Origin of the sequence: Pseudomonas sp. NY15374 (genome assembly GCF_048068255.1) — a bacterium.
Taxonomy (GTDB): domain Bacteria; phylum Pseudomonadota; class Gammaproteobacteria; order Pseudomonadales; family Pseudomonadaceae; genus Aquipseudomonas; species Aquipseudomonas machongensis.
Genome location: NZ_JBLUPZ010000020.1, coordinates 1 through 26,220 on the forward strand (window position 1 = coordinate 1; position 26,220 = coordinate 26,220).

Annotated in this window: 10 protein-coding genes and 3 rRNA genes; 5 read left to right on the plus strand and 8 right to left on the minus strand. The window is 60.3% G+C overall.

Annotated features, from left to right (window positions below):
- The 3 genes from ACNFHO_RS27055 to rrf (ACNFHO_RS27065) all read left to right on the plus strand — a co-directional run.
- Window positions 1-2,842 (plus strand): 23S ribosomal RNA (locus ACNFHO_RS27055); the annotation flags it as partial.
- A gap of 133 nt (window positions 2,843-2,975) precedes the next feature.
- Window positions 2,976-3,091: ribosomal RNA gene (gene rrf / locus ACNFHO_RS27060) — 5S ribosomal RNA — on the plus strand.
- 109 nt (window positions 3,092-3,200) lie between these two features.
- Window positions 3,201-3,316: ribosomal RNA gene (gene rrf, locus ACNFHO_RS27065) — 5S ribosomal RNA — on the plus strand.
- 119 nt (window positions 3,317-3,435) lie between these two features.
- Here the strand turns inward: rrf (ACNFHO_RS27065) and ACNFHO_RS27070 are convergent.
- From ACNFHO_RS27070 to ACNFHO_RS27095, 6 genes are all read right to left on the minus strand, one after another.
- Window positions 3,436-3,903 (minus strand): SRPBCC family protein, encoded by a 468-nt coding sequence (locus tag ACNFHO_RS27070; RefSeq protein ID WP_063541792.1) that lies wholly within the window; start codon window positions 3,901-3,903, stop codon window positions 3,436-3,438.
- 35 nt (window positions 3,904-3,938) lie between these two features.
- Window positions 3,939-7,370 (minus strand): amino acid adenylation domain-containing protein, encoded by a 3,432-nt coding sequence (locus ACNFHO_RS27075; protein ID WP_416767926.1) that lies wholly within the window; start codon window positions 7,368-7,370, stop codon window positions 3,939-3,941.
- A 10-nt stretch (window positions 7,371-7,380) separates the two neighbouring features.
- The gene (locus ACNFHO_RS27080; RefSeq protein ID WP_416767928.1) at window positions 7,381-8,310 is read right to left on the minus strand and encodes a diiron oxygenase; all 930 of its coding nucleotides are present in this window, start codon (window positions 8,308-8,310) and stop codon (window positions 7,381-7,383) included.
- On the minus strand, window positions 8,307-9,083 hold the full coding sequence (locus ACNFHO_RS27085; RefSeq protein ID WP_151926559.1) for a DUF3050 domain-containing protein: 777 nt from the start codon (window positions 9,081-9,083) through the stop codon (window positions 8,307-8,309). The genes ACNFHO_RS27080 and ACNFHO_RS27085 overlap by 4 nt, the downstream gene beginning before the upstream one ends.
- 591 nt (window positions 9,084-9,674) lie before the next feature.
- On the minus strand, window positions 9,675-10,259 hold the full coding sequence (locus ACNFHO_RS27090) for a thioesterase II family protein (RefSeq protein WP_125931136.1): 585 nt from the start codon (window positions 10,257-10,259) through the stop codon (window positions 9,675-9,677).
- Window positions 10,260-10,331: 72 nt separating this feature from the next.
- Window positions 10,332-11,024, minus strand: coding sequence for a GntR family transcriptional regulator (locus ACNFHO_RS27095; RefSeq protein WP_112899477.1), 693 nt, complete (start codon window positions 11,022-11,024; stop codon window positions 10,332-10,334).
- A 204-nt stretch (window positions 11,025-11,228) separates the two neighbouring features.
- Between ACNFHO_RS27095 and lapG the strand changes: the two genes are divergently transcribed.
- Window positions 11,229-11,990: a cysteine protease LapG gene (gene lapG / locus ACNFHO_RS27100; RefSeq protein ID WP_172964801.1), complete on the plus strand. Its 762-nt coding sequence runs from the start codon at window positions 11,229-11,231 to the stop codon at window positions 11,988-11,990.
- Between the two features lie 9 nt (window positions 11,991-11,999).
- On the plus strand, window positions 12,000-13,946 hold the full coding sequence (gene lapD, locus ACNFHO_RS27105; protein WP_416767931.1) for a cyclic di-GMP receptor LapD: 1,947 nt from the start codon (window positions 12,000-12,002) through the stop codon (window positions 13,944-13,946).
- Window positions 13,947-14,043: 97 nt separating this feature from the next.
- Here lapD and ACNFHO_RS27110 read toward each other — a convergent pair whose 3' ends face one another.
- A complete protein-coding gene (locus ACNFHO_RS27110; protein ID WP_054895500.1) occupies window positions 14,044-14,385 on the minus strand; it encodes a hypothetical protein in 342 nt (113 codons plus the stop codon).
- 159 nt (window positions 14,386-14,544) lie between these two features.
- A partial coding sequence (locus ACNFHO_RS27115; protein WP_416767933.1) for an immunoglobulin-like domain-containing protein occupies window positions 14,545-26,220 on the minus strand: 11,676 nt, incomplete at its 5' end.

Sequence of the window (26,220 nt, forward strand, 5' to 3'; positions counted from 1 at the left end):
AAAGACGTGGTAGCCTGCGATAAGCTTTGGGGAGTCGGCAAACAGACTGTGATCCAGAGATCTCTGAATGGGGGAACCCACTCAGCATAAGCTGAGTATCTTGTACTGAATACATAGGTACAAGAGGCGAACCAGGGGAACTGAAACATCTAAGTACCCTGAGGAAAAGAAATCAACCGAGATTCCCTTAGTAGTGGCGAGCGAACGGGGACCAGCCCTTAAGCTGGTTTGAGATTAGTGGAACGCTCTGGAAAGTGCGGCCATAGTGGGTGATAGCCCCGTACACGAAAGTCTCTTGCCAGTGAAATCGAGTAGGACGGAGCACGAGAAACTTTGTCTGAATATGGGGGGACCATCCTCCAAGGCTAAATACTACTGACTGACCGATAGTGAACCAGTACCGTGAGGGAAAGGCGAAAAGAACCCCGGAGAGGGGAGTGAAATAGAACCTGAAACCGTATGCGTACAAGCAGTGGGAGCCTACTTTGTTAGGTGACTGCGTACCTTTTGTATAATGGGTCAGCGACTTATATTCAGTGGCGAGCTTAACCGAATAGGGGAGGCGTAGCGAAAGCGAGTCTTAATAGGGCGCTTTAGTCGCTGGGTATAGACCCGAAACCGGGCGATCTATCCATGGGCAGGTTGAAGGTTAGGTAACACTGACTGGAGGACCGAACCGACTACCGTTGAAAAGTTAGCGGATGACCTGTGGATCGGAGTGAAAGGCTAATCAAGCTCGGAGATAGCTGGTTCTCCTCGAAAGCTATTTAGGTAGCGCCTCATGTATCACTGCTGGGGGTAGAGCACTGTTTCGGCTAGGGGGTCATCCCGACTTACCAAACCGATGCAAACTCCGAATACCAGCAAGTGCCGAGCATGGGAGACACACGGCGGGTGCTAACGTCCGTCGTGAAAAGGGAAACAACCCAGACCGTCAGCTAAGGTCCCAAAGTCATGGTTAAGTGGGAAACGATGTGGGAAGGCTTAGACAGCTAGGAGGTTGGCTTAGAAGCAGCCACCCTTTAAAGAAAGCGTAATAGCTCACTAGTCGAGTCGGCCTGCGCGGAAGATGTAACGGGGCTCAAACCATGCACCGAAGCTACGGGTATCACCTTTGGTGATGCGGTAGAGGAGCGTTCTGTAAGCCTGTGAAGGTGAGTTGAGAAGCTTGCTGGAGGTATCAGAAGTGCGAATGCTGACATGAGTAACGACAATGCGAGTGAAAAACTCGCACGCCGAAAGACCAAGGTTTCCTGCGCAACGTTAATCGACGCAGGGTTAGTCGGTCCCTAAGGCGAGGCTGAAAAGCGTAGTCGATGGAAAACAGGTTAATATTCCTGTACTTCCAGTTATTGCGATGGAGGGACGGAGAAGGTTAGGCCAGCCTGGCGTTGGTTGTCCAGGTTTAAGGTGGTAGGCTGGAATCTTAGGCAAATCCGGGATTTCAAGGCCGAGAGCTGATGACGAGCGCTCTTTAGAGTGCGAAGTGGTTGATACCATGCTTCCAAGAAAAGCTCCTAAGCTTCAGATAACTGGGAACCGTACCCCAAACCGACACAGGTGGTTAGGTAGAGAATACCAAGGCGCTTGAGAGAACTCGGGTGAAGGAACTAGGCAAAATGGCACCGTAACTTCGGGAGAAGGTGCGCCGGCGAGGGTGAAGGACTTGCTCCGTAAGCCCATGCCGGTCGAAGATACCAGGCCGCTGCGACTGTTTATTAAAAACACAGCACTCTGCAAACACGAAAGTGGACGTATAGGGTGTGACGCCTGCCCGGTGCCGGAAGGTTAATTGATGGGGTTAGCGCAAGCGAAGCTCTTGATCGAAGCCCCGGTAAACGGCGGCCGTAACTATAACGGTCCTAAGGTAGCGAAATTCCTTGTCGGGTAAGTTCCGACCTGCACGAATGGCGTAACGATGGCGGCGCTGTCTCCACCCGAGACTCAGTGAAATTGAAATCGCTGTGAAGATGCAGTGTATCCGCGGCTAGACGGAAAGACCCCGTGAACCTTTACTATAGCTTTGCACTGGACTTTGAGCTTGCTTGTGTAGGATAGGTGGGAGGCTTTGAAGTGGGGACGCCAGTTCTCATGGAGCCATCCTTGAAATACCACCCTGGCAACCTTGAGGTTCTAACTCAGGTCCGTGATCCGGATCGAGGACAGTGTATGGTGGGTAGTTTGACTGGGGCGGTCTCCTCCCAAAGAGTAACGGAGGAGTACGAAGGTGCGCTCAGACCGGTCGGAAATCGGTCGTAGAGTATAAAGGCAAAAGCGCGCTTGACTGCGAGACACACACGTCGAGCAGGTACGAAAGTAGGTCTTAGTGATCCGGTGGTTCTGTATGGAAGGGCCATCGCTCAACGGATAAAAGGTACTCCGGGGATAACAGGCTGATACCGCCCAAGAGTTCATATCGACGGCGGTGTTTGGCACCTCGATGTCGGCTCATCACATCCTGGGGCTGAAGCCGGTCCCAAGGGTATGGCTGTTCGCCATTTAAAGTGGTACGCGAGCTGGGTTTAGAACGTCGTGAGACAGTTCGGTCCCTATCTGCCGTGGACGTTTGAGATTTGAGAGGGGCTGCTCCTAGTACGAGAGGACCGGAGTGGACGAACCTCTGGTGTTCCGGTTGTCACGCCAGTGGCATTGCCGGGTAGCTATGTTCGGAAGAGATAACCGCTGAAAGCATCTAAGCGGGAAACTTGCCTCAAGATGAGATCTCACTGGGATCTTGAATCCCCTAAAGGGCCGTCGAAGACTACGACGTTGATAGGTTGGGTGTGTAAGCGCTGTGAGGCGTTGAGCTAACCAATACTAATTGCCCGTGAGGCTTGACCATATAACACCCAAGCAATCTGCCTTGCAGATTGTGGTGGTGAAGACGAAACGAACCGAAAGTTCGAAGCGACCCACAAAGATCACATATCCGAATTGGCTGGCGTGTCTGCAAGGACGCACTGGCAACCGAATTTCTTGACGACCATAGAGCATTGGAACCACCTGATCCCATCCCGAACTCAGCAGTGAAACGATGCATCGCCGATGGTAGTGTGGGGTTTCCCCATGTGAGAGTAGGTCATCGTCAAGATTAATTTCGCAAAACCCCTATCTGCGCGAGCAGGTAGGGGTTTTGTCTTTAAGTAGAGAGTACAGAGATTCGCAGGCACGTCCTTGAGACGGGCCAGCACACAGAATTTCTTGACGACCATAGAGCATTGGAACCACCTGATCCCATCCCGAACTCAGCAGTGAAACGATGCATCGCCGATGGTAGTGTGGGGTTTCCCCATGTGAGAGTAGGTCATCGTCAAGATTCATTTCGCAAAACCCCTATCTGCGTGAGCAGGTAGGGGTTTTGTCTTTCTGGCGTCCATGAAAAACCGCTGCTGTGGTCAGCGCACTTCCCACAACAGCGGCCTGGGTTATCCGCCTTCAGCTCAGCAGATTGCGCACGTTCGCCATCGCCTCATCGGCAAAGCCCTGGAGAAATGCCTGGAAGCCTGGCAATGCCTCCGGGCCGCCTTCCCAAGGTTCGGCCTGGATAGTCCAGACCGCACGGCTGCGATGCGCATCCAGCGCCTCGACCTGCATCGCAGCCCACAGGTTGCCGATATTCAGGCTGGTGTAGATCAGGCTCCATGTCATCTGCATTGTCTGCTCGTCTCGCGAGTTCAACTGCTCGATGACCACATTGCCGTCCTTGAACAGTTTCTTGCGCACCGAACGTACGCCGCTCCCAGTCATGTCGATGTGGGCCAAAGCGGGGATGAACACCGGGAAGCCAGCGAAGTTGCCAACGATGTTCCATACCGCCTCCGCCGGAGCTGCAATGTCCACGCTGGATACCACCAGGCAGCCTTGTGGATTACGGATCAGCGTGTCGGGTTTGAGTGTTTGCATGCGATGTTGCTCCTGTTGTGGATGAATCGAAGGAATCAGAGAAAGCCGATAGCGCTCAGGTAGCGGCAGCCGCGACGCAGCAACTGCGCGTCCTTGGCCGGGTAGCAGACACCCATGCGCCGAACGCCCTCGCGGGCATTACCGTGCTCGATGCTGGAGATATCGCCGATGTCTTCCTCGAAGCCGTCGAGGTAAAAGCCCAGGACATCGAACAGCGCGTTGTCGCGATCTACCCGACTCAACTGGCCTTGCCACTGCTCCACCTCGACCAGCTCGAAGTGGTGGCCCTGCTCGCGGAACGCGGCCAGGTAGTCTTGCCAACGCAGCGGTTCGGGGTTGTGCAGGTTGAAGACGCATTGCGCGGGGTGGTGCCTGCTGCTGTGGAAGGCGATGAAGCGGGCAAGGAAGTCCACCGGCATGAGGTCGAAATCGATCTCCAGTCGTGGTACTTGGCCCAGCTGCAGTGAGCCCTTGAGCATCAGCATCAAGCGATTGCGCTGGGGCTGGCATACGCCATTGCGGCTGTCGAAGCTGATATTGCCGGGGCGGAACAGATTTACCCGTACCCCTGCTTCCCGCGCCCGCTGGAGAATACGTTCGCCGACCCATTTGCTCAGGTTGTAGCCGTTGCGGATGTAGATCGGCGGAGTCGACACGGGGCCTTGCTCCAGCACGCGGCCGTCGCTGTCCATTGCGCTACACGCAGAGAGCGTCGAGACGAAGTTGAAGACCTTCTTGCGCCGCCCTTCGCAAAGGCGCAGGCACTCGAACAGCGGTTCGATGTTGTCGCTGGCCAGGGCCTGGTAGTCGAGTACGTGATTGACCTGGGCGGCGTTGTGCACCAGTGCACCGTAGTTCAGGTCGAGATCGTCGTAGTCCGCGTCGCTCAACCCCAGCCGAGGACGGCGCAGGTCCGCGTCGAATACCCGCACGCGCTCATCATCGAGGCTCAGCTGATTGTCTGCCAACGCCTGTCTGAAGCGTTCAGTGGCCGTCTGGGTTGTGTTGCTACGTACCAGGCACGCCACCTCCGTGGCCCCCCAGCCGAGCAGTGCTTCGACCAGATGCACGCCGAGAAAGCTGTTGGCGCCCGTGACGATGACCTTGTGCACATCTCCCATGGCCTGCAGGGGCAGTACCTGAAGGTTCAAGTCACGGTTGGCGTCCTGCTCTAGGCGTTCGAGTGAACTGTCCAGTGCGGCAGCGTCACCGTCGAGCAACGCACCCAGGCGCTGTAGCGTCGGCTGTTCGATGAAGCGATTGATCGCCACGCCGCGGCCGAAGGCCTGGCGCACCTCCAGCAGCAGCCTCGACAGCAGGATCGAATGTCCACCCAGGCTGAAGAAGCTGTCGTCGGCGGAAATATCCGCCTGGTCCAGTTCCAGCAGTCCACTCCAGAGCCCCAGCAGACGCTGCTCGGTTGGTGTGCTGGGTGCTACTCGCTGTGCCGCTGGCAACGTCAGTGGCAGTGCCCGCAACGCCAGGCGGTCGACCTTGCCGTTAGCGGTGTAGGGCATCTGCTCCAACACCTGGTAGAACCCCGGACGCATGTAGTCGGGCAGATGCCGCTCAGCATGCTGACGCAGTGCAGTGTCGGCCTGATGGCTTGTCGGCTGCGCAGCGAAAGCCAGCACGCGGCGCTGGGCATCGATCACCACCGCGATCTGTGCATACAGGCCGCTGTTGCGCAGGCAGTGTTCGATTTCTTCCGGCTCTACGCGAAATCCACGGATCTTCACTTGATTGTCGCGTCGCCCGCACAGCTCGATGCCCTGTGCGGTCCATTTGCCAATGTCACCTGTACGGTAGGTACGCAGCGAACGGCCGTCGGGCAAGTCGAGTGCGATGAAACGCTCGGCGGTCAGTTCTGGATTGTTGAGATACCCCAGCCCGACCCCCGGGCCGCAGATGTACAGTTCTCCGGGCGTCTCCTGAGTGACCGGCTGCAAATCGTCGTCCAGGATCAGCACCTGAGTATTGGCGATCGGCACCCCCAGGTTGCGATTACTGTCACCGGCAGCGCAGATGCGAGTAGTCGCCAATACCGTGGTTTCGGTTGGGCCATAGATGTTGTGCATCCGGCATTGTTCGCTGTACCGCGCGATGACCTGGGGCTCGCAGACATCGCCTCCGGTGATCAGGTGGCGCAGGCCAAGCGGTTCATCAGGCGGGAGGATGCTCAGCAGTGCTGGCGGCAGAAACGCATGGCTCACGGCCTGGCTGTGGATAAGTTGCACCAGTAGCTGCGGATCACGGCGCTGGTCATCGCTGGGAATGATCAGTTCCGCGCCGCAGGCGAAGGTCGGCAGGATATCCAGCAGCGAGGCATCGAAGCCGATGGTTGAGAACTGCAGCACCCGGCTGTGCGCATCCAGCGCGACATGCTCGCGATACCAGGCGATGAAGTGGGTGAGGTTGCGCTGGCTGAGCAACACGCCTTTCGGTTGGCCGGTGGTGCCAGAGGTGTAGATCGCCACGCAGGCCCGCTCTGCTGTCCCTTGCCGCAGGACCAGCGAGGGCAGGCAACTGTCAGTGGCCGCCTGCAGCGTGCGCACATCCAGCAGGGCCAGTCCGGCATGTGGCTGGCCGTCATGCAGCAGTACCCGCGCCCCGGAGTCCTGCAGGATACGTTGGCGACGCTCTGTGGGCGTCGTCGGGTCCAGTGGCAGGTAGATTGCGCCACAACCCAATATCGCCAGCACGCTGGCATAGAGTGCCGACGACTTGGCCAGGCACACGCCCACCACCACAGGCTGATCGTCCTGATCAGGCAGTAATGGCAACAGTGCCCGTTGCAAGGTCACGGCGAGAGCGTGCAGGTCGTGATAGCTGCTGCGCTGGCCATCGCGGTTCAGCGCCGGTTTCTGCGCGTACTGGCGCAGAGGCTGCTCCAGGCCCTCCATCAAGCCGACTTCACTCGATACCAGCAGGTCTGCGCGCTGGGAGCGGTTGAACGGATGACGGTAGGCCAGCGTTTGCAGCCAATCCAGGCCGTGCTCACGCATCTGTAGGCCAGGCTCGACGGTGCACGTTTCGCTCAGGTGTTGCGGATCGCGGGCGAGGCAGGCGACCTGATGGGTGACCTGCTCCTCCAAAGCTCGCACGGCATCTTCACGCAGTTGCTGGCCATTGCCTGAGGAGGGTGCGACCAATGATACCCGGCTGATCAGGCGCGCAGCCGTGGCACTGGCGCACCAGCACAGCAGTTCCAGGTGTGGCAGGGTGTCGCCGTGGCTGGTGCCCAGGCGGATCCTGAGCAACGGCGTTTCCCCCAGGAGGGCCCAGTCACTGGTGCACAGCACCAGGCTGCCGTCTTCCAGAACCAGAGAGTGATGGCTGGCCAGGGCCTGGCGTAGCGCCGAGGGTGTACCGGCCAGCAGGGTGCCGTGGCCCTGCTCGTCGAGTATCCGGGCCAGGTTGCGCAGCGCGAGGCTGTGGCCGACCAATAGTATGTCGAGACGTCGCATGCGGATCTCCTCAGGGCAGGTAGCCGCGCAGGGCTTCCAGCACGCAAGGCGACTCGAGCATCGAGCTGCTGCGGAAGAAGCGCAGGATGTTGCCCAGCAACGGATGCTGGTGGTTGATCGGATAGGCCAGGCCGAGCACTTCTTCGCGCAGCGACTGGCGCAGTGTTTCGTTGACTGGCAACGCCTCGATCAGGTTGAAGTCGAAGGCCTGCTGGATGTCGTTGGTCAGGTACTGGCCCAGGAACACGGGCAGCACCTGGGCGATCATCTGGCGATCGACCTCCGGCGCGCCTTGCCAATAGATCCGCGTCAGACGCGCCCAGAAGCTCGAATGCCGACCCTCGTCGAGCAGGTGATCGGCCATCAGCCCCTTCACCGAAGGCTTGACCGTGTCATCGCGGGCAAAGGCGGCGACATCGTCGGTCAGAGTGTTTTCGGCGATGCCGACGCAGATCAGCTCAAGGGCGTCCCGCAGCGCTTCTGGCACCTGTGCCAGTGCAGAGGGGATCGCACGGCTGAGTTCGATCTCTGTAGGCAGGGCGATCGGCTCGAGGCCGGTCAGGGCGATGGTCTGCTGCAGGAAGTCCATGGCCACCAGCGCGTGGTAGTCCTCGTCGACCACCACGGTCATTGCGTCGTAGCGACAGGCGAAGGGAAAACGCACGGTGAAGCGGTCCTTGGCAATCCGCCGGGCCGTGCGGTCGACGATCTCGGTCTCGAAGATCACCACGTCGTTGATGAACTTGTAGAGGCTCTGCACCAGCACGAAATCACGCAGGTGTGGGCAAGCCCGTTGGAAGGTAGCGCTTTGCACCAATGGTTGGCGGCTGAGCGGGTAGATCAGCCGCTGGTCGTCCTCGATCCGACGCCGCGGGCGGGTGCGGATGGTGGCACGCTCCTCCCATGCGTCGGCGAAGGAGCGGTATTCGAGCGCATTCATGGCGTGACCTCGCTGGCGGCTACCTGCAGCGAGGCGCGCAGACGGTCCCACAACGCGGTGCGGCTCTGGACAGCGGCGATGGCGGCTTCGTACACCTCGTGCTGACGTTGCGGGTCATCGTTCACCAGGCGCGCCAGCAGCGCTTCGGCGGCCGGGCCGTGATCTTCGGCGTCGACCTCGATGTGGCGCTGCAGGTAATAGCGGAAGGTCGGGGCCTGCGCCTGGCCGATGCCCCACTCGTCGAGGATCTGCTGGAACATCGCCGGAATGACACTTTCGCGGCCATGCAGGAAGGCTGCTGCCACGCGATGGGCAGGCGCGTTGAGTGCCACGTCCAGTGTGTCGACGACGAAGTGCCTGGCTGCCTCGCTGGCGCCGCAGCGCTGCAGGGCGGTGGCGTAGTCGAGCCCCTGTTGTTGCAGGTGGACGAAGCGTTCGATGGCCTGGGTGCTGGCACCGACCTCGCGCATGGCGTCCAGGTACAGTTCGAAGTGGCTGTAGTGGCCGTGCTGCGGGCAGTCATCAGACTCTTCGCCGAGCACGATCTCGTTGATCAGCCGGGCAGCGGCGGGGTCTGCAGGTGGAAGCCAGGGCAGGCTTACGCAGGTCAGTTCCCGTTGCAGGCGCTTGGTCAGCGACATGAAGTCCCACACCGCGAAAACATGGGTTTCCATGAAGCGTTGCAAGGTTTCAACGGTGTCGATTTCTGAAAAGAGTGGATGTCGTGCGAGCGTGGCTTTATGACTGGCAAGTGTGCGCTTCAATGTGCTCATGAGTAATATCCATTGTGCGAAAGTTGGCATGTTTTCCCGATAAGTTGCAGCCTCTGAAATACATCGGGCGAACGCGGGCCTCGACATATACTCGATGGCTGAACAGTCTCAGGGATAATGGCCGCCCCTTGATTCATCTGGCTTGTGTGGAGTCAAGCCGTGGTGGGTGCCGGCGATATAAAAGTTAGAACAACATTAAAGTTTGTCGCAAATGGTTTTTGAAATATTTTTAATATTTAAAAAATTTCATTAATAGTGATCCGAATAAAACATTTTGAATATTTTATTTTGGCAAGACAGGCCCCTTCCGATAATTAATCATCAGAAAACGAAGTTGAGTGAATGCCTCACTCGAAGCACTGGTGAATGGGAGTGCGAGGATATTCCACTGTTGAGGGGCGGCTGATCGCCACGCGGCCCTTGCCCCGGTGTCGGGCTCCTTCTGCGGGTAAATGGAAGGCATACGACCGGGCCCGGGATGGACGATCAGCAGTCGCAGCGCGACTAGAGTGGGCTCAAACGACTCGCGCTGCCATGGTCATCGGCAGCGTATCGGGGGAAACAATGACCTCAAGAGGGGGAGATGCGTGCTTAGAAGCCCAGCAAGCCAAGATGCGTGTTGAAGATTCTGACGAGTCTTTGGTCTTGATATGACTTGTCAACGCTGTGCTCGGGCAGCTCGATGAGCTCCAGTTCGCGCCGGACGAAGGCGTGCCAGCCAAGCATTTCGGGGAGTGTTCCAGGTGGGTAGAGCACCGTCACCGGTATCCGTATGGCATTCGCGCTGGCAGCAGGCTCGGCGACCCTTGGGCTGTCACAGCTGGAAACAAACAAATGGCGGGTCTGCTCGGGGTATTCGCGTTCCGCGAGTTGGGCCAGCTCGAACGCCATGTGGGCGCCCAGGCGCTGACCAAAAAGGGCATGGGGCCCTTCAAGGTAGGGATGCAGGTACTTGGCCACGGTTCGGGCGAGGGCGGAGGGGCCTTGCAGCGGATTACACGGGCTGCATTCGGCATGGCGTCTGACATCCACCGCTACCAGTTCGATATGGTCGCTCAGGGCATGGGACCAGGCGCGGTATTGCTCCAGGTGCTCCTGGCTGCAGGCAAGGCAGATGAGACGGGTTCTTGGGGGTTGCCCGGAGTGCTCTGTTACCGATGGTTTCTGGACGTGCACTGTCTGTCCTTCGCTCCGTTCGGTAACGGAGCTTCATGGCTGACACGGCTTGTGGCTGTGTCAGCGGGTGATTCACCTGGCGGCTTGGCTGTTCAGGTAGTTCCTGATGGTGCGGGATGCCGTATTGAGGTGCCTTTCCAGCACGTCGATGGCCTGGTCGACCAACTTGTCGCTGGCCGCGTCCACCAGTGCGATGTGGTCGTCCTGAGTCAGCTTTCCCAGGCCCATCGACGACAGGTGGAAGCGCAGGAAACGCTCCTCTTCGTTGAGTTCGATCTCGATCATGCGCAGCAACTTGTGGTTGTGCGCCTTGCTGTACAGCGTCATGTGGAACAGGCGGTTAAGGCGTCCGATTTCGGCGTGGCGCGTCTCGTTTTCCAGTTGCTGGATATAGCTGCGGGCGAGGGCGATGTCGCTTGCGTCCAGGTGGGGAATCGACTGGCGCAGCGCTTCTGTCTCGAGCAGAACGCGCAGGCCGTAGGTGTCGACGGCATCCTCGTCGATCAGCGGTGCGACCACGGCGCCCTTGTGCATCACCACCTTGAGCAGTGATTGCGCCTCGAGCTGGCGCAGCGCCTCGCGTACCGGCATGCGGCTGACCCCGAACAGGCCAGCGAGCTCCTGCTGGCGCAAGGCAGTGCCAGGAGGCAGCCGGCCATCGACAATGGCGCTGCGCAGACGCTCTTCGATCACGCTGCGGGCCAGGTGTGCTGGCACCTGCTCGTTACCCAGCACGGAGCTGAGGAATCTGGTTTTCTCGGCCACGCGGAGTCTGCCTCGATGATTGCGATGATTGGATCCAATAACCCTAGCCAGCGGGGTGATGGCTTGTCAAACCGCGGTGACGGACGCCTGCGGCCGATGGACTGCGGCTATCGTGAATGAAGTCATCGAGCAAAGGAAGTCGGACTTTTCCTGGCTCGATGATCGTAACCTCCTACGCTTTTTCAAGCGCACCGTGATTGTAAGGTGCCATTGTCTTTTCCCCCGGCAAGCCGCACCATCGCTGCTTTCGACTGGTCTGGATGGGTGTTCGCAGTGGCGATACCTGGAATGCTCAATTTGGCCGTGCGTCGCCTCGGCCTCGCCGTACTGCTTGGCTGCCTGCTGCTGGGCGGCCTGCATGCGGATTGGGATTTCGCCCAGATCAGCCGTCGCGCGCAACAGCTGTACGGTCCGCTTGGCCCAGGGCAGGGGCGTATCGACGCCTGGCAGAACCTGATGGCCACCCAGAACCAGGGCAGCGAGCTGGACAAACTGCAGGTCGTCAATCTGTTCTTCAACAAGCAGCTGCGTTATGTCGAGGACATCGACCTGTGGCATGAAGTCGATTACTGGGCCACGCCGGTCCAGTCGCTGATCAAGGGCGCCGGCGACTGCGAGGACTACGCCATCGCCAAGTATTTCAGCCTGCGCCGCATGGGGGTGCCCGCCGAAAAACTGCGTATCACCTACGTCAAGGCGTTGCGCCTGAACCGGGCGCACATGGTCCTGACCTATTATTCAAGCCCACAGGCCCAGCCGCTGGTGCTGGACAGCCTGATGGACGCGATCAAGCCGGCCAGCCAGCGCAACGACCTGCTGCCGGTCTATGCCTTCAATGGCGAGGGTTTGTGGCTGACCGGCGCCGGCGGCAACAAGAAGGTCGGCGACACCAAGCGCCTGTCACGCTGGCAGGACGTGCTGAAGAAAATGCAGGCCGAAGGGTTCCCGGCCGAACCGGTTTATTGAGGAGCACAGATGTCACTGTTCAAACAATTGTTGCTTGCCATATGCCTGCTCCTGGCCATCGCCTTCAGTGGCAGCTTCATGGTCAGCCTGGAGAGTTCGCGCAGCCAGTACGTCAACCAGCTGCGCTCCCACGCCCAGGACGCGGCGACGGCGCTGGCCTTGTCGCTCACACCCAACATCGATGATCCGGCAATGGTCGAGCTGATGGTCAGCTCGATCTTCGACAGTGGTTATTACTCGAGCATCAAGGTCATCGACCTGGACTCCAACGCCGTCCTGGTCGAGCGTCATGCCGAGCCGGACAGCAATGGGGTGCCAGGCTGGTTCATCGGCCTGATCGGGCTTGAGCCGGCCGGCGGCGATGCCATTGTCAGCCGGGGATGGCAGCAGGCCGCGCGGGTCGAGGTCATCAGCCACCCGATGTTCGCTCTGGCCAAGCTCTGGCAGAGTGCGCTGGGCAGCCTGGGCTGGTTGCTGCTGTGCGGCGTGGTGAGTGCGGTGCTGGGTGCACTGCTGCTGCGCCGCCAACTGCGGCCGCTGGACTACATGGTGGCGCAGTCCCACGCCATCGCCCGCCGTGAGTTCCTCAGCCTGCCAGAGCTGCCGCGCACGCCAGAATTGCGTCGGGTGGTGCAGGCGATGAACCAGATGGTCGAGAAGCTCAAGGCACTGTTCACCGAACAGGCCGAGCGCAGTGAAAAGCTGCGCAGCGAGTCGTACCAGGACAGCCTCACGGGGCTGGCCAACCGGCGCTACTTCGAAATGCAGTTGAACACGCGTGTCAGCAACCTCGAAGAGGCCCGAGCCGGTTATCTGCTATTGCTGCGGGTGCAGGATCTGGCCGGCCTCAACGCCCGCCTGGGTGGTCAGCGCACCGACCAGTTGTTGCAGGCGGTGGGCGAGCAGCTGCGGCGCACATGCGCCAGCTATCCGGAAACCAAGGACCTCATCACCCGCAGCCGCGGTGGCGAGTTTGCTGTTCTGGCACCGGGCATGGTGCATGAAGAGGCGGTGCAACTGGCACAGGCCCTCGAGGCGACCTTGCAGAGCCTGCATGTGACAGGTGCCAGCGATGTCGACCCGGTGGCGTGTATCGGATTGGCGCCGTTCAGCCCTGGGGACGCACCGCAAGCCCTGTTGAAGCTGGCTGACGAGGCGCTGGCACTGGCCGAGAGCCAACCGGAGCCAGGCTGGGTCTGCCTGGAGCAGGGCGCTGCTGCCCAGGCTGCCGACAGCCATCACGCCTGGCATTCACGTCTTGACCAGGCTCTGGACAAGGGGCAGTTCCAACTGTTCTTCCAGCCCGTGGTGGACTGCCATGCGCCAGAGCGAGTCCTGCACTACAAAGTGATTTCGCGCCTGTACGACGGACAGGACGAGGCGCTTGTCGCAGGGCGCTTCCTGCCGTGGCTCGAGCGTTTCGGCTGGATGCCACGGCTCGACCTGCTGGTGCTGGAGAAGGTGTTGCGGCATCTGCAGCAGCATGGTGAGTCGCTGGCGCTGAACCTGTCTGCCGCCACCCTGGCCGATGCCAAAGCATTGCAGCGAGTCTACGAACTGCTGGGGCAGCATGCAGCATTGGGGCCGAGGTTGACCTTCGAGATCGGCGAGGAGCAACTGCCAGAACAGGCACAGCTGGAAAAACTGACCCGCCATTTGCACAAGCTCGGCTTCGGCCTGGCGCTGCAGCGCTTCGGCGGGCGCTTCAGCATGATCGGCAACCTGGCTCACCTGGGCTTGGCGTACCTGAAGATCGATGGCGGTTATATCCGCAGCATCGACCAGGAGCGGCACAAGCGGCTGTTCATCGAAGCGATCCAGGGGGCGGCGCACAGCATCGACCTGCCGTTGATTGCTGAGCGCGTCGAGACCGAAGGCGAGCTGCAGGTGTTGCGCGAGATGGGTGTGCAGGGGATTCAGGGGCAGTTGGTGGGCGAGCCCGCGCCCTGGAAATAAGGACGGTGTTGCGATCCGTAAAAGTGTGCCGCTCTTTCGCGGGTAGATCGGCGCCCCGACTCACCCGCGAAACGAGCAGCGCGGTATCAGCAACTCTTCAGATCAACCCGCCTTCTTCATCTTCTTCGATCAGGTTGTTCAGGCTTCCCAGCGCCTTGCGCGCGGTGGAGCGGTTGAGCAGTTTTGCTTGGGCGCCGGGAGGCAGGTCGGTGATGCTGAACACGCCCTTGGCGGTCAACACCTCGATCAGGTCCTCGAGCACACGGATCATGTCCAGATCGCTCTGTTTGAGCTGCTTGAGACTGTTCTCAACGACGTCATCGGCGAACCATTCCTGAATTTCGGCATGGTCGGCCGGCAGCGCTTCGGTGTACTCGGCAAAGGCAGCTGCTTCTACCCGCAGCAACTGGCCGTTGGCGTCGCGTTGCACGTAGAACATGGCATCGACCCTCGTCACGATGATTCCTTCTTGGTTGTCAGCAGCATAGGCAAAGTTCAACAGGCCTGCCGGGCCCGGCAAGCGAGTATGCGCCGTGAGGCGACGGCAGGAAAGCGCCAAGCCCCTGGCGGCCGGTGAAGGCCGTCAGGGGCGTGGGCATCAGCTGTTGGAGTTGTCGATCTTGATGGTCGGGTCGGCGCCACTGATCAACGAGTTGATCGTGGTGTTCGACCAGTTCACACCCTCAAGCTTGATCGACACATCCGCGTTGGCCAGGCCACCGGCGGCATTGAGCTTGCCCTCGGTGCTGACCTGCAGGGTCGACTCACCGTTCACGGTGGTGATCTTCAGGAAGTTGTCGATGGTGCTGGCCTTCTCGCCCTGCAGCAGGTCGCGCAGATCGAGGCGGTCGCCCTCACTGGCCTTGAAGTCCTTGATCACATCGTTGCCCAGGTCGCCGGCCTTCCACACGAAGGTGTCGGCACCGGTGCCACCGATGAGGATGTCATCGCCCTTGCCACCGATCAGCACGTCGTTGCCGGCACCACCGATGAGGATGTCGTTGCCTTCACCGCCCAGCAGGGTGTCGTTGCCGGTGCCGCCGAGCAGGATGTCGTTGCCACGACCACCGTCGATGTAGTCGTCGCCACCCTGGCCGAAGATGATGTCGTCACCATCGCCGCCCATCAGCGTGTCGTTGCCATCGTTGCTGCGCGATACATCGAACTCGGTGTAGTGCTCGGTGATGTACTTGTGCATCGCCCGCCCATCTACATCGCCCGCATCGAGGCCCAGCTTGTTGGCGACATAGCCGCGAATCGCATCGACACCGGTACCTGCGACCGAGTCGAAGGTGACCAGGTCACCGAAGATGATGTCGTTGCCATCACCGCCGTTGACCGTGTCGTTACCTGGCTGGGTGACCTCGGTGTGACCAAGGATGGCCTCGGCCAGCTTGCTCGGGTCGATGTTGGTCTGTGGCTTGCCATCGGTGTCGAACGGCTTGAGGTCATTGGCGTTGATATCGTTGTTCAGGCCGATGGCCTCGACCTGCGACAGCCCCGACAGCAGCTTGAAGGCGGCGGTCGAGTCGTTCAGGGTCGCGGTCGTGGTATCGGAGCCGTTACCGGCGCGGGAGGACAGCTCATAGCCACCGTTACCTTCGGCACGTACATCGCCGCTGGTGGTCACGGTCCAGCCGCCCCAGGAGTAGGTCTGGACGGTCAGCTTGCCGGTGCTGTCGATGGTTATGTAGTTGGTGTTGTTCAGGTACGTGGAAATCGTATTGCCTGGCTTCCAGTTGTTCGCAGTCAGGAAGCTGTCCAGCGTGGTGCTGGTGCTGCCCAGGGTCGGGTTGCCGCGCTCGCTGGTCTGGTAGTAGGTCGGCTTGCCGTCGGTGACGAAGAACGTCTGGTTGCTGCCGGTGTTGCCAGCATTCTGGAGGTTCTGGAACCAGTTGGCGGTGGTCTTGAAGGCGTCCTCGTAGTTGGTGCCGCCGTTGGCGTTCAGCGTCTTCAGGGCGTTGAGCAGGGTCTGCAGGCCGGCATCGTTGAGGGTCACCGAGACCGTGGATTTCACCTGGCTGGCGAAGTCCACGAGAAGTATGTTCACGGTACCGGACTGGTCGCCCTTGACGCTGGCGGCCAGGGTCTTGAATACCGACTCCAGCGACTTCTTCGCCGCATCCACGCCAGACGAGCCCATGCTGCCCGAGGTGTCGACGATGAAGGCGATGTTGTAGTTCTGACCTGGCACCACGTGCAGGCCGACCACGTCGGCGACGACGATATCGTTGCCATCAGTACCGGCAAAGTTGTCGCCTTCGGAGGTCAGGTTGCTGGTGTTGTAGGTCTGCGGGTACACCGTGACCTTGATGGTGCCCTCGTTGGTCGCGGTGCTGCCGCCAACGCTTTCGCTGGAGGTCGAGCTGACCTTCACGTCGAACTGGCCGCTGTAGTAGGCCGGTGGCTTGATTGCCAGGCTGCCCAGGTTCCAGCCGGTGACATCCACCGCGCTGCTGCCGACGGTGAAGCTGTGGCCTGCGTTGTCGCTGATCACCGAACCTGCCGGAATGCCGCTGAGCTTGACGCTCAGGGTTTCCGAACCGTCGGTGTCGGTCAGGTTGGTGCTGATGCCCACCAGCTTGACCGGCGCGCCATTCTCGCGGCCTTCGTTGAGCTTGTAGCCTTCGTAGTAGCCTTGGCCGTTGCTGCCGTGCAGGTCGGAAACCGTCAGGCCTGCATTGGTCATGGAGCCTACGTTCGGGTACATCGGGATGGTCGAGCTGTTCAGGTCGGTGACCGCGCCGTTGCCCACCTTGATGTTGATGTCCAGGCTGCCAGGGCCGGCCTGGTTGGCGTTGTAGATCTCCAGGGTGTAGTAGCCGCTGGTGGTCGGGGTGTAGCTGCCGGTGATCGCGCCGCTGGCGTTGCCCCAGGTGCCGCTGGCGACGTTCTTGCCACCAATGACGATTTGCAGGCTGTCGTCGGCCGTGCCGCTGAAGGTGTAGGTTTTGCCGGCTTCCAGATAGATCAGGCCGGAGGTCTTCGAGCCGGTGCCCGGGGTCACGGTGGCGGTGGTGTCGACGGTCGTGACCTGCTCGCTCTTGTTCGCGTTGCCGGAGTTGGCGAACACGCTCTTGAGTTGGTCGCCGGTGATGCCGTTACCGTTGTTGCCCAGGCCGTTGAGGCTGTTCCAGGTTTCCTTGGTCAGGCCGATCGAGTTGACGTTGTTGTTGCCGATCGACAGGTCAGGCCTGTCGGCGACCGGCGCGATGTCGACCTTCATGGTCACTTCGCTGCCGGTGTTGGTGCCGTCGTTGGGCTTGTACTTGATCTGCGCGTAGTCGGCCTGCTTGTTGCCCACGCCGCTGCCACCGTAACCGTCGACGCCCGACTGGTTGGCCAGCGGAACGAACTTGAGCTTGCCGGCGGCGATGTCGGCCTGGCTGATGGTCTGGTTGAGCGACACGTCGACCCACGAAGTGCCGTTGAAGAACTTCAGGTTGCCCAGATCCGGCAGCTTGCTGATCGTCACGCCGAGGCCAGTGTCGCCATCGGCGTCGGTGACCTTGAAATCGCCCCACTGGAACACGTAGTCGGTGTCTTCGGTGCCGGTGACGGCGCCGCCTGGCGATACCGGCATGTGGTCGTTGTCGATGATCGTGGTGGTGACGCTCGACTTGCTCGGGTTGACCTGCAGGTTTTCGAAGCCGCCGCCGCTGACACCGCTGATCTGGATGGTGAAGTTTTCCGAGCCTTCGACGAGCTGGTCGTCAATGGTCTTGATGTCGAAGTTGGCGGTGCTGGCGCCGGCCGGAATCTTCACGGTGACCACACCGGTGTAGTCCTGGCCGTTGGTGGCGGTGCCACTGTAGCTCAGGGTGACGGTGACCTCGGTCTTGGACGGATTGGTCAGGGTCAGGGTGTAGTGCGCGGTGTCGCCTTCGGTCACCGAAGCGTCGCCGCTGATGCCCACGGTGGTCAGGTCGCCCTGGCCGCTCGGCTCGTCGGTGACGGTGGTGGTGACGGTGTTGCTGCCGAGGGTCAGCTTCTCGAAGTTGTCGCCGCCGGTGACCGATTCGATCTTGTTGACGATCGGTGCCTGGCCGCCGACATAGACGTCATCCTTGGCGGTGATGGTGAAGGTACCAGTAGCGCTGCCAGCAGGCACGGTGACCTTGGTGCCATCGCTCAGGGTGAAGACCAGGCCGTTGTGGCCGGTGACCGAAAGGCCTTGGGCGTTGGTCAGGGTGACGGTGTAGGTCACCTGGCCGCCTTCGGTGACGGTGGTCTTGTCGGCGGACAGGGTAGCGACGACTTCGCTGATGGTGTCGGCGATCTGCACGGTGGCCGAGCCACCCAGTTCGAGGTTCTCGAAGGTCTTGCCCGGAACGGTGGCATCGGTGATGCCCACAGTCAGGGAGCCCGAGTCTTTGAAGACGTCATCGCCCTGAGCTGGTGCCTTGTATTCCACCTGCGTCTGACCCGCAGCGATGGTGACCTTGTCGCCATTGCTCAGAGTGACGGTGAGCGGACGATCCAGCGGCTGGTTCACTTTGACGGTGAACGACGGTTGCTGATCTTCAGTGACATTGCCATTGCTGACGATGGTGACCGAGACCTTGTCGCCCTGGTTACCCGAGCCCGGCGTGCCCACGCCAGGTTCGTCGGTGACAGAGGTGGTGACAGTATTGCTGCCGAGGGTCAGCTTCTCGAAGTTATCACCACCGGTAACCGATTCGATCTTGTTGACGATGTTCGGCTGGCCGCCGACGTAGACGTCGTCCTTCGCGGTGATGGTGAAGGTGCCAGTGGCGCTGCCCGCCGGCACGGTGACCTTGGTGCCATCGCTCAGGGTGAACACCAGGCCGCCATGGCCGGTAACCGAAAGGCCTTGGGCGTTGGTCAGGGTGACGGTGTAGGTCACCTGGCCGCCTTCGGTGACGGTGGTCTTGTCGGCGGACAGGGTAGCGACGACTTCGCTGATGGTGTCGGCGATCTGCACGGTGGCCGAGCCACCCAGTTCGAGGTTCTCGAAGGTCTTGCCCGGAACGGTGGCATCGGTGATGCCCACAGTCAGGGAGCCCGAGTCTTTGAAGACGTCATCGCCCTGAGCTGGTGCCTTGTATTCCACCTGCGTCTGACCCGCAGCGATGGTGACCTTGTCGCCATTGCTCAGAGTGACGGTGAGCGGACGATCCAGCGGCTGGTTCACTTTGACGGTGAACGACGGTTGCTGATCTTCAGTGACATTGCCATTGCTGACGATGGTGACCGAGACCTTGTCGCCCTGGTTACCCGAGCCCGGCGTGCCCACGCCAGGTTCGTCGGTGACAGAGGTGGTGACAGTATTGCTGCCGAGGGTCAGCTTCTCGAAGTTATCACCACCGGTAACCGATTCGATCTTGTTGACGATGTTCGGCTGGCCGCCGACATAGACGTCGTCCTTGGCGGTGATGGTGAAGGTGCCAGTAGCGCTGCCAGCAGGCACGGTGACCTTGGTGCCATCGCTCAGGGTGAAGACCAGGCCGTTGTGGCCGGTAACCGACAAGCCTTGGGCGTTGGTGAGGGTGACGGTGTAAGTCACCTGGCCGCCTTCGGTGACGGTGGTCTTGTCGGCGCTGAGGGTAGCGACTACTTCGCTGATGGTGTCGGCGATCTGCACGGTGGCCGAACCGCCGAGCTCCAGGTTCTCGAAGGTCTTGCCTGGAACGGTGGCATCGGTGATGCCGACGGTGAGCGAGCCTGCGTCCTTGAAGACGTCATCGCCCTGAGCTGGCGCCTTGTACTCGACCTGGGTCTGGCCTGCAGCAATGGTGACTTTGTCGCCGTTGCTCAGGGTGACGGTCAGCGGGCGATCCAGGATCTGGCTGACTTTCACGGTGAAGCTTGGCTGTTGTGCTTCGTTCACATCGCCGTTGCTGACGATGGTGACGGAGACCTTGTCGCCCTGGTTGCCGGAGCCCGGCGTGCCGGTGCCGGGTTCGTCGGTGACAGAGGTGGTGACGGTATTGCTGCCGAGGGTCAGCTTCTCGAAGTTGTCGCCGCCGGTGACGGACTCGATCTTGTTGACGATGTTCGGCTGGCCGCCGACATAGACGTCGTCCTTGGCGGTGATGGTGAAGGTGCCGGTGGCGCTGCCAGCCGGAACGGTCACTTTCGTGCCGTCGCTGAGGGTGAACACCAGGCCATTGTGGCCGGTGACCGACAGGCCCTGGGCGTTGGTCAGCGTGACGGTGTAGGTGACTTGGCCACCTTCACTGACGGTGGCCTTGTCTGCGGACAGGGTCGCGACGACTTCGCTGATGGTGTCGGCGATCTGTACGGTGGCCGAGCCACCCAGTTCCAGGTTCTCGAAGGTTTTGCCCGGTACGGTGGCATCGGAAATGCCGACGGTCAGGGAGCCGGAGTCCTTGAAGACGTCATCGCCCTGAGCTGGCGCCTTGTATTCCACCTGGGTCTGACCCGCGGCGATGGTGACCTTGTCGCCATTGCTCAGGGTGACGGTGAGCGGACGATCCAGCGGCTGATTCACTTTGACGGTGAACGACGGTTGCTGATCCTCAGTGACATTGCCGTTGCTGACGATGGTGACCGAAACCTTGTCGCCTTCGTTGCCGGTACCTGGGGTGCCGGTACCTGGTTCGTCGGTGACGCTCGTCTTCACTTCGTTCTGACCCAAAGTCAGCTTCTCGAAGTTGTCAGCGCCAGTGACGCCTTCCAGCTTGTTGACGATCGCTGGCTGGCCGCCAACGTATACGTCATCCGGCGCATGGATGGTGATGGTTCCGGTGGCGCTGCCCGCTGGAACGGTGACTTTGGTGCCGTCCGAGAGCGTAAAGACCAGACCATTGTGGCCTTTGACGTCCAGGCCCTGGGCGTTGGTCAGGGTCACGGTGTAAGTGATCTCGCCGCCTTCGCTGACAGTAGTTTTGTCGGCACTCAGGGTCGCGATGACTTCGCTTTCGGTATCGGCGATCTGCACGGTGGCCGAACCACCCAGTTCCAGGTTTTCGAAGGTCTTGCCTGGAACACTGGCGTCGCTGATCCCAACGGTGAGCGAACCAGAATCCTTGAAGACGTCATCGCCCTGGGCTGGCGCCTTGTACTCGACCTGGGTCTGGCCCGCCGCGATGGTGACCTTGTCGCCATTACTCAGAGTGACGGTCAGCGGGCGATCCAGAATCTGGTTCACCTTCACGGTGAAGGACGGCTGCTGATCTTCAGTGACATTGCCGTTGCTGACGATGGTGACGGAAACCTTGTCGCCCTCGTTGCCAGTACCCGGAGTGCCAGTGCCTGGCTCGTCTGTCACTGTGGTGGTGACGGAGTTGTCGCCGAGGGTCAGCTTCTCGAAGTTGTCGCCGCCGGTGACGGACTCGATCTTGTTGACGATGTTCGGCTGGCCGCCGACATAGACGTCGTCCTTGGCGGTGATGGTGAAGGTGCCAGTAGCACTACCCGCCGGAACGGTAACCTTGGTGCCATCGCTCAGGGTGAATACCAGACCGCCATGGCCGGTGACAGACAGACCTTGGGCGTTCGTCAGGGTGACGGTGTAGGTGACCTGGCCGCCTTCGCTGACGGTGGTCTTGTCGGCGCTGAGAGTAGCGACTACTTCGCTGATGGTGTCGGCGATCTGCACGGTGGCCGAACCACCCAGTTCGAGGTTCTCGAAAGTCTTGCCCGGTACGGTGGCGTCGCTGATGCCAACGGTGAGCGAACCGGAATCCTTGAAGACGTCATCGCCTTGTGCCGGTGCCTTGTACTCGACCTGGGTCTGGCCTGCAGCGATGGTGACCTTGTCGCCATTGCTCAGGGTAACGGTCAGCGGACGATCCAGCGGCTGGTTCACTTTCACGGTGAACGACGGCTGCTGGTCTTCGGTGACGTTGCCATTACTGACGATGGTGACGGAGACCTTGTCGCCTTCGTTGCCGTTGCCAGGAGTGCCGGTGCCCGGTTCATCGGTGACATCGGTTTTCACTTCGCCCTGACCCAACGTCAGTTTCTCGAAGTTATCTGCGCCAGTGACGGATTCCAGCTTGTTCACGATCGATGGCTGACCGCCAACGTAGACGTCGTCCGGCGCATGGATGGTGATAGTCCCGGTGGCGCTGCCAGCCGGAACGGTGACTTTTGTGCCGTCGCTGAGCGTGAAGACCAAACCGCCATGACCTTTGACGTCCAGGCCCTGGGCGTTGGTCAGAGTAACGGTATAGGTAATCTCGCCACCTTCGGACACGGTGGTCTTGTCGGCGGTGAGGGTCGCGATGACTTCACTTTCGGTATCAGCGATCTGAACAGTGGCCGAACCACCGAGCTCGAGGTTTTCGAAGGTTTTACCTGGAACGGTAGCGTCGCTGATGCCAACGGTGAGCGAACCAGAATCCTTGAAGACGTCATCGCCCTGGGCTGGTGCCTTGTACTCGACCTGAGTCTGACCTGCCGCGATGGTGACCTTGTCGCCGTTGCTCAAGGTGACAGTCAGCGGACGATCCAGCGGCTGGTTCACTTTCACGGTGAACGACGGCTGCTGGTCTTCGGTGACGTTGCCATTGCTGACGATGGTGACGGAGACCTTGTCGCCTTCGTTGCCGGTGCCAGGAGTGCCGGTGCCCGGTTCATCGGCGACATCGGTTTTCACTTCGCCCTGACCCAAGGTCAGTTTTTCGAAGTTATCGGCGCCAGTGACCGATTCAAGCTTGTTGATAATCGACGGCTGACCACCGACGTATACGTCATCAGGTGCATGGATGGTGATGGTGCCGGTGGCGCTGCCCGCCGGAACAGTCACTTTCGTGCCATCCGACAGAGTGAAGGTCAGACCGCCATGGCCTTTGACGTCCAGGCCTTGGGCGTTAGTCAGGGTGACGGTATAGGTGATCTCGCCGCCCTCGCTGACGGTGGACTTGTCGGCGGTGAGGGTCGCGATCACTTCGCTTTCGGTGTCAGCAATCTGAACGGTGGCCGAGCCACCCAGTTCCAGATTCTCGAAGGTCTTGCCCGGAACGCTGGCATCGGTGATGCCGACAGTCAGAGAGCCTGAGTCTTTGAAGACGTCATCGCCTTGGGCTGGCGCCTTGTACTCGACCTGGGTCTGGCCTGCAGCGATGGTGACCTTGTCGCCATTGCTAAGGGTAACGGTCAGCGGACGATCCAGCGGCTGGTTCACTTTGACAGTGAACGACGGCTGCTGGTCTTCGGTGACGTTGCCATTGCTGACGATGGTGACGGAGACCTTGTCGCCTTCGTTGCCGGTGCCAGGAGTACCAGTGCCTGGCTCGTCCGTCACTGTGGTGGTGACGGTGTTGTCGCCGAGGGTCAGCTTCTCGAAGTTATCACCACCGCTAACCGATTCGATCTTGTTGACGATGTTCGGCTGGCCGCCGACATAGACGTCGTCCTTGGCGGTGATGGTGAAGGTGCCAGTGGCGCTGCCGGCAGGCACGGTGACTTTGGTGCCATCGCTCAGGGTGAACACCAGGCCGTTGTGGCCGGTGACCGACAGGCCCTGTGCGTTCGTCAGGGTGACGGTGTAAGTGACCTGGCCGCCTTCGCTGACGGTGGTCTTGTCGGCGCTGAGGGTAGCGACTACTTCGCTGATGGTGTCAGCGATCTGCACGGTGGCCGAACCACCCAGTTCCAGGTTTTCGAAGGTCTTGCCTGGAACACTGGCGTCGCTGATCCCAACGGTGAGCGAGCCCGAGTCTTTGAACACGTCATCGCCCTGGGCTGGCGCCTTGTACTCGACCTGGGTCTGACCCGCAGCGATGGTGACTTTGTCACCATTGCTCAGGGTGACGGTCAGCGGGCGATCCAGAATCTGGTTCACCTTCACGGTGAACGACGGCTGCTGATCTTCGGTGACGTTGCCATTGCTGACGATGGTGACGGAGACCTTGTCGCCTTCGTTGCCGGTGCCAGGGGTACCAGTGCCTGGCTCGTCCGTCACGGTGGTGGTGACGGTGTTGTCGCCGAGGGTCAGCTTCTCGAAGTTATCTGCGCCAGTCACGCCTTCGAGTTTGTTGACGATCGAAGGCTGGCCGCCAACGTACACATCGTCTGGAGCATGAATGGTGATGGTGCCAGTGGCGCTGCCTGCTGGAACGGTGACTTTGGTGCCGTCCGAAAGGGTAAATACCAGGCCGCCATGACCTTTGACGTCCAGGCCTTGGGCGTTGGTCAGGGTCACGGTGTAAGTGATCTCGCCGCCTTCGCTGACAGTAGTCTTGTCGGCAGTCAGGGTCGCGATGACTTCACTTTCGGTGTCAGCGATTTGAACAGTGGCCGAGCCGCCGAGCTCCAGGTTCTCGAAGGTCTTACCTGGAACACTGGCGTCGCTGATACCAACGGTGAGCGAACCAGAATCCTTGAAGACGTCATCGCCCTGCGCTGGCGCCTTGTACTCGACCTGGGTCTGGCCCGCCGCGATGGTGACCTTGTCGCCGTTGCTCAAGGTGACAGTCAGCGGACGATCCAGCGGCTGGTTCACTTTGACAGTGAACGACGGCTGCTGGTCTTCGGTGACGTTGCCATTGCTGACGATGGTGACGGAGACCTTGTCGCCTTCGTTGCCGGTGCCAGGGGTACCAGTGCCTGGCTCGTCCGTCACTGCGGTGGTGACGGTGTTGTCGCCGAGGGTCAGCTTCTCGAAGTTATCTGCGCCGGTAACACCTTCCAGCTTGTTCACGATCGACGGCTGGCCGCCAACGTAGACGTCGTCTGGAGCAGTGATAGTGACCGTACCGGTAGCACTGCCCGCCGGAATGGTGACCTTGGTGCCATCCGAAAGGGTGAAGGTCAGGCCGCCATGGCCCGTAACATCCAGGCCCTGACCATTGGTCAGCGTAACGGTATAGGTAATCTCGCCACCTTCGGACACGGTGGTCTTGTCGGCGGTCAGGGTTGCGACAACCTCACTTTCGGTGTCAGCGATCTGCACGGTGGCCGAGCTGCCGAGCTCCAGGTTCTCGAAGGTCTTGCCTGGTACGGAAGCGTCGGAAATACCAACGGTCAGGGAGCCCGAGTCTTTGAAGACGTCATCGCCTTGAGCTGGGGCTTTGTACTCAACTTGGGTTTGACCCGCCGCGATGGTGACCTTGTCGCCATTGCTCAGGGTAACGGTCAGCGGACGATCCAGTGGCTGATTCACTTTGACGGTGAAGCTTGGCTGCTGGGCTTCGGTGACGTTGCCATTGCTGACGATGGTGACGGAAACCTTGTCGCCTTCGTTGCCGGTGCCCGGAGTGCCAGTACCTGGTTCGTCTGTCACTGTGGTGGTGACGGAGTTGTCGCCGAGGGTCAGCTTCTCGAAGTTATCGGCGCCAGTGACGGACTCCAGCTTGTTGACGATCGATGGCTGACCGCCAACGTAGACGTCGTCCGGCGCATGGATGGTGATGGTGCCGGTGGCGCTGCCAGCCGGAACAGTCACTTTCGTGCCATCCGACAGAGTGAAGGTCAGACCGCCGTGGCCTTTGACGTCCAGGCCTTGGGCATTGGTCAGAGTAACGGTGTAAGTGATCTCACCGCCTTCGGAGACGGTGGTTTTGTCGGCGGTGAGGGTCGCGATCACTTCGCTTTCGGTGTCAGCAATCTGAACAGTGGCCGAACCACCGAGCTCGAGGTTTTCGAAGGTTTTGCCCGGAACACTGGCATCGGTGATGCCGACAGTCAGAGAGCCCGAGTCTTTGAAGACGTCATCGCCCTGGGCTGGCGCCTTGTACTCGACTTGGGTCTGGCCCGCAGCGATGGTGACTTTGTCGCCATTGCTCAGGGTGACAGTCAGCGGACGATCTAGCGGCTGGTTCACTTTGACAGTGAACGACGGCTGCTGATCTTCAGTGACATTGCCGTTGCTGACGATGGTGACGGAAACCTTGTCACCCTCGTTGCCAGTGCCCGGAGTGCCAGTGCCTGGCTCATCGGTGACATCGGTTTTCACTTCGCCCTGACCCAAGGTCAGTTTTTCGAAGTTATCGGCACCAGTGACGGACTCCAGCTTGTTGACGATCGATGGCTGACCGCCAACGTAGACGTCGTCCGGCGCATGGATGGTGATGGTACCGGTGGCGCTGCCCGCCGGAACGGTAACTTTTGTGCCGTCCGAGAGCGTGAAGACCAGACCATTGTGGCCTTTGACGTCCAGGCCTTGGGCATTGGTCAGGGTAACGGTGTAAGTGATCTCGCCGCCTTCGCTGACAGTGGTTTTGTCGGCGGCGAGGGTCGCGACGACTTCACTTTCAGTGTCAGCGATCTGAACAGTGGCCGAGCCGCCGAGCTCCAGGTTTTCGAAAGTCTTGCCTGGTACGGAAGCGTCGGAAATACCAAC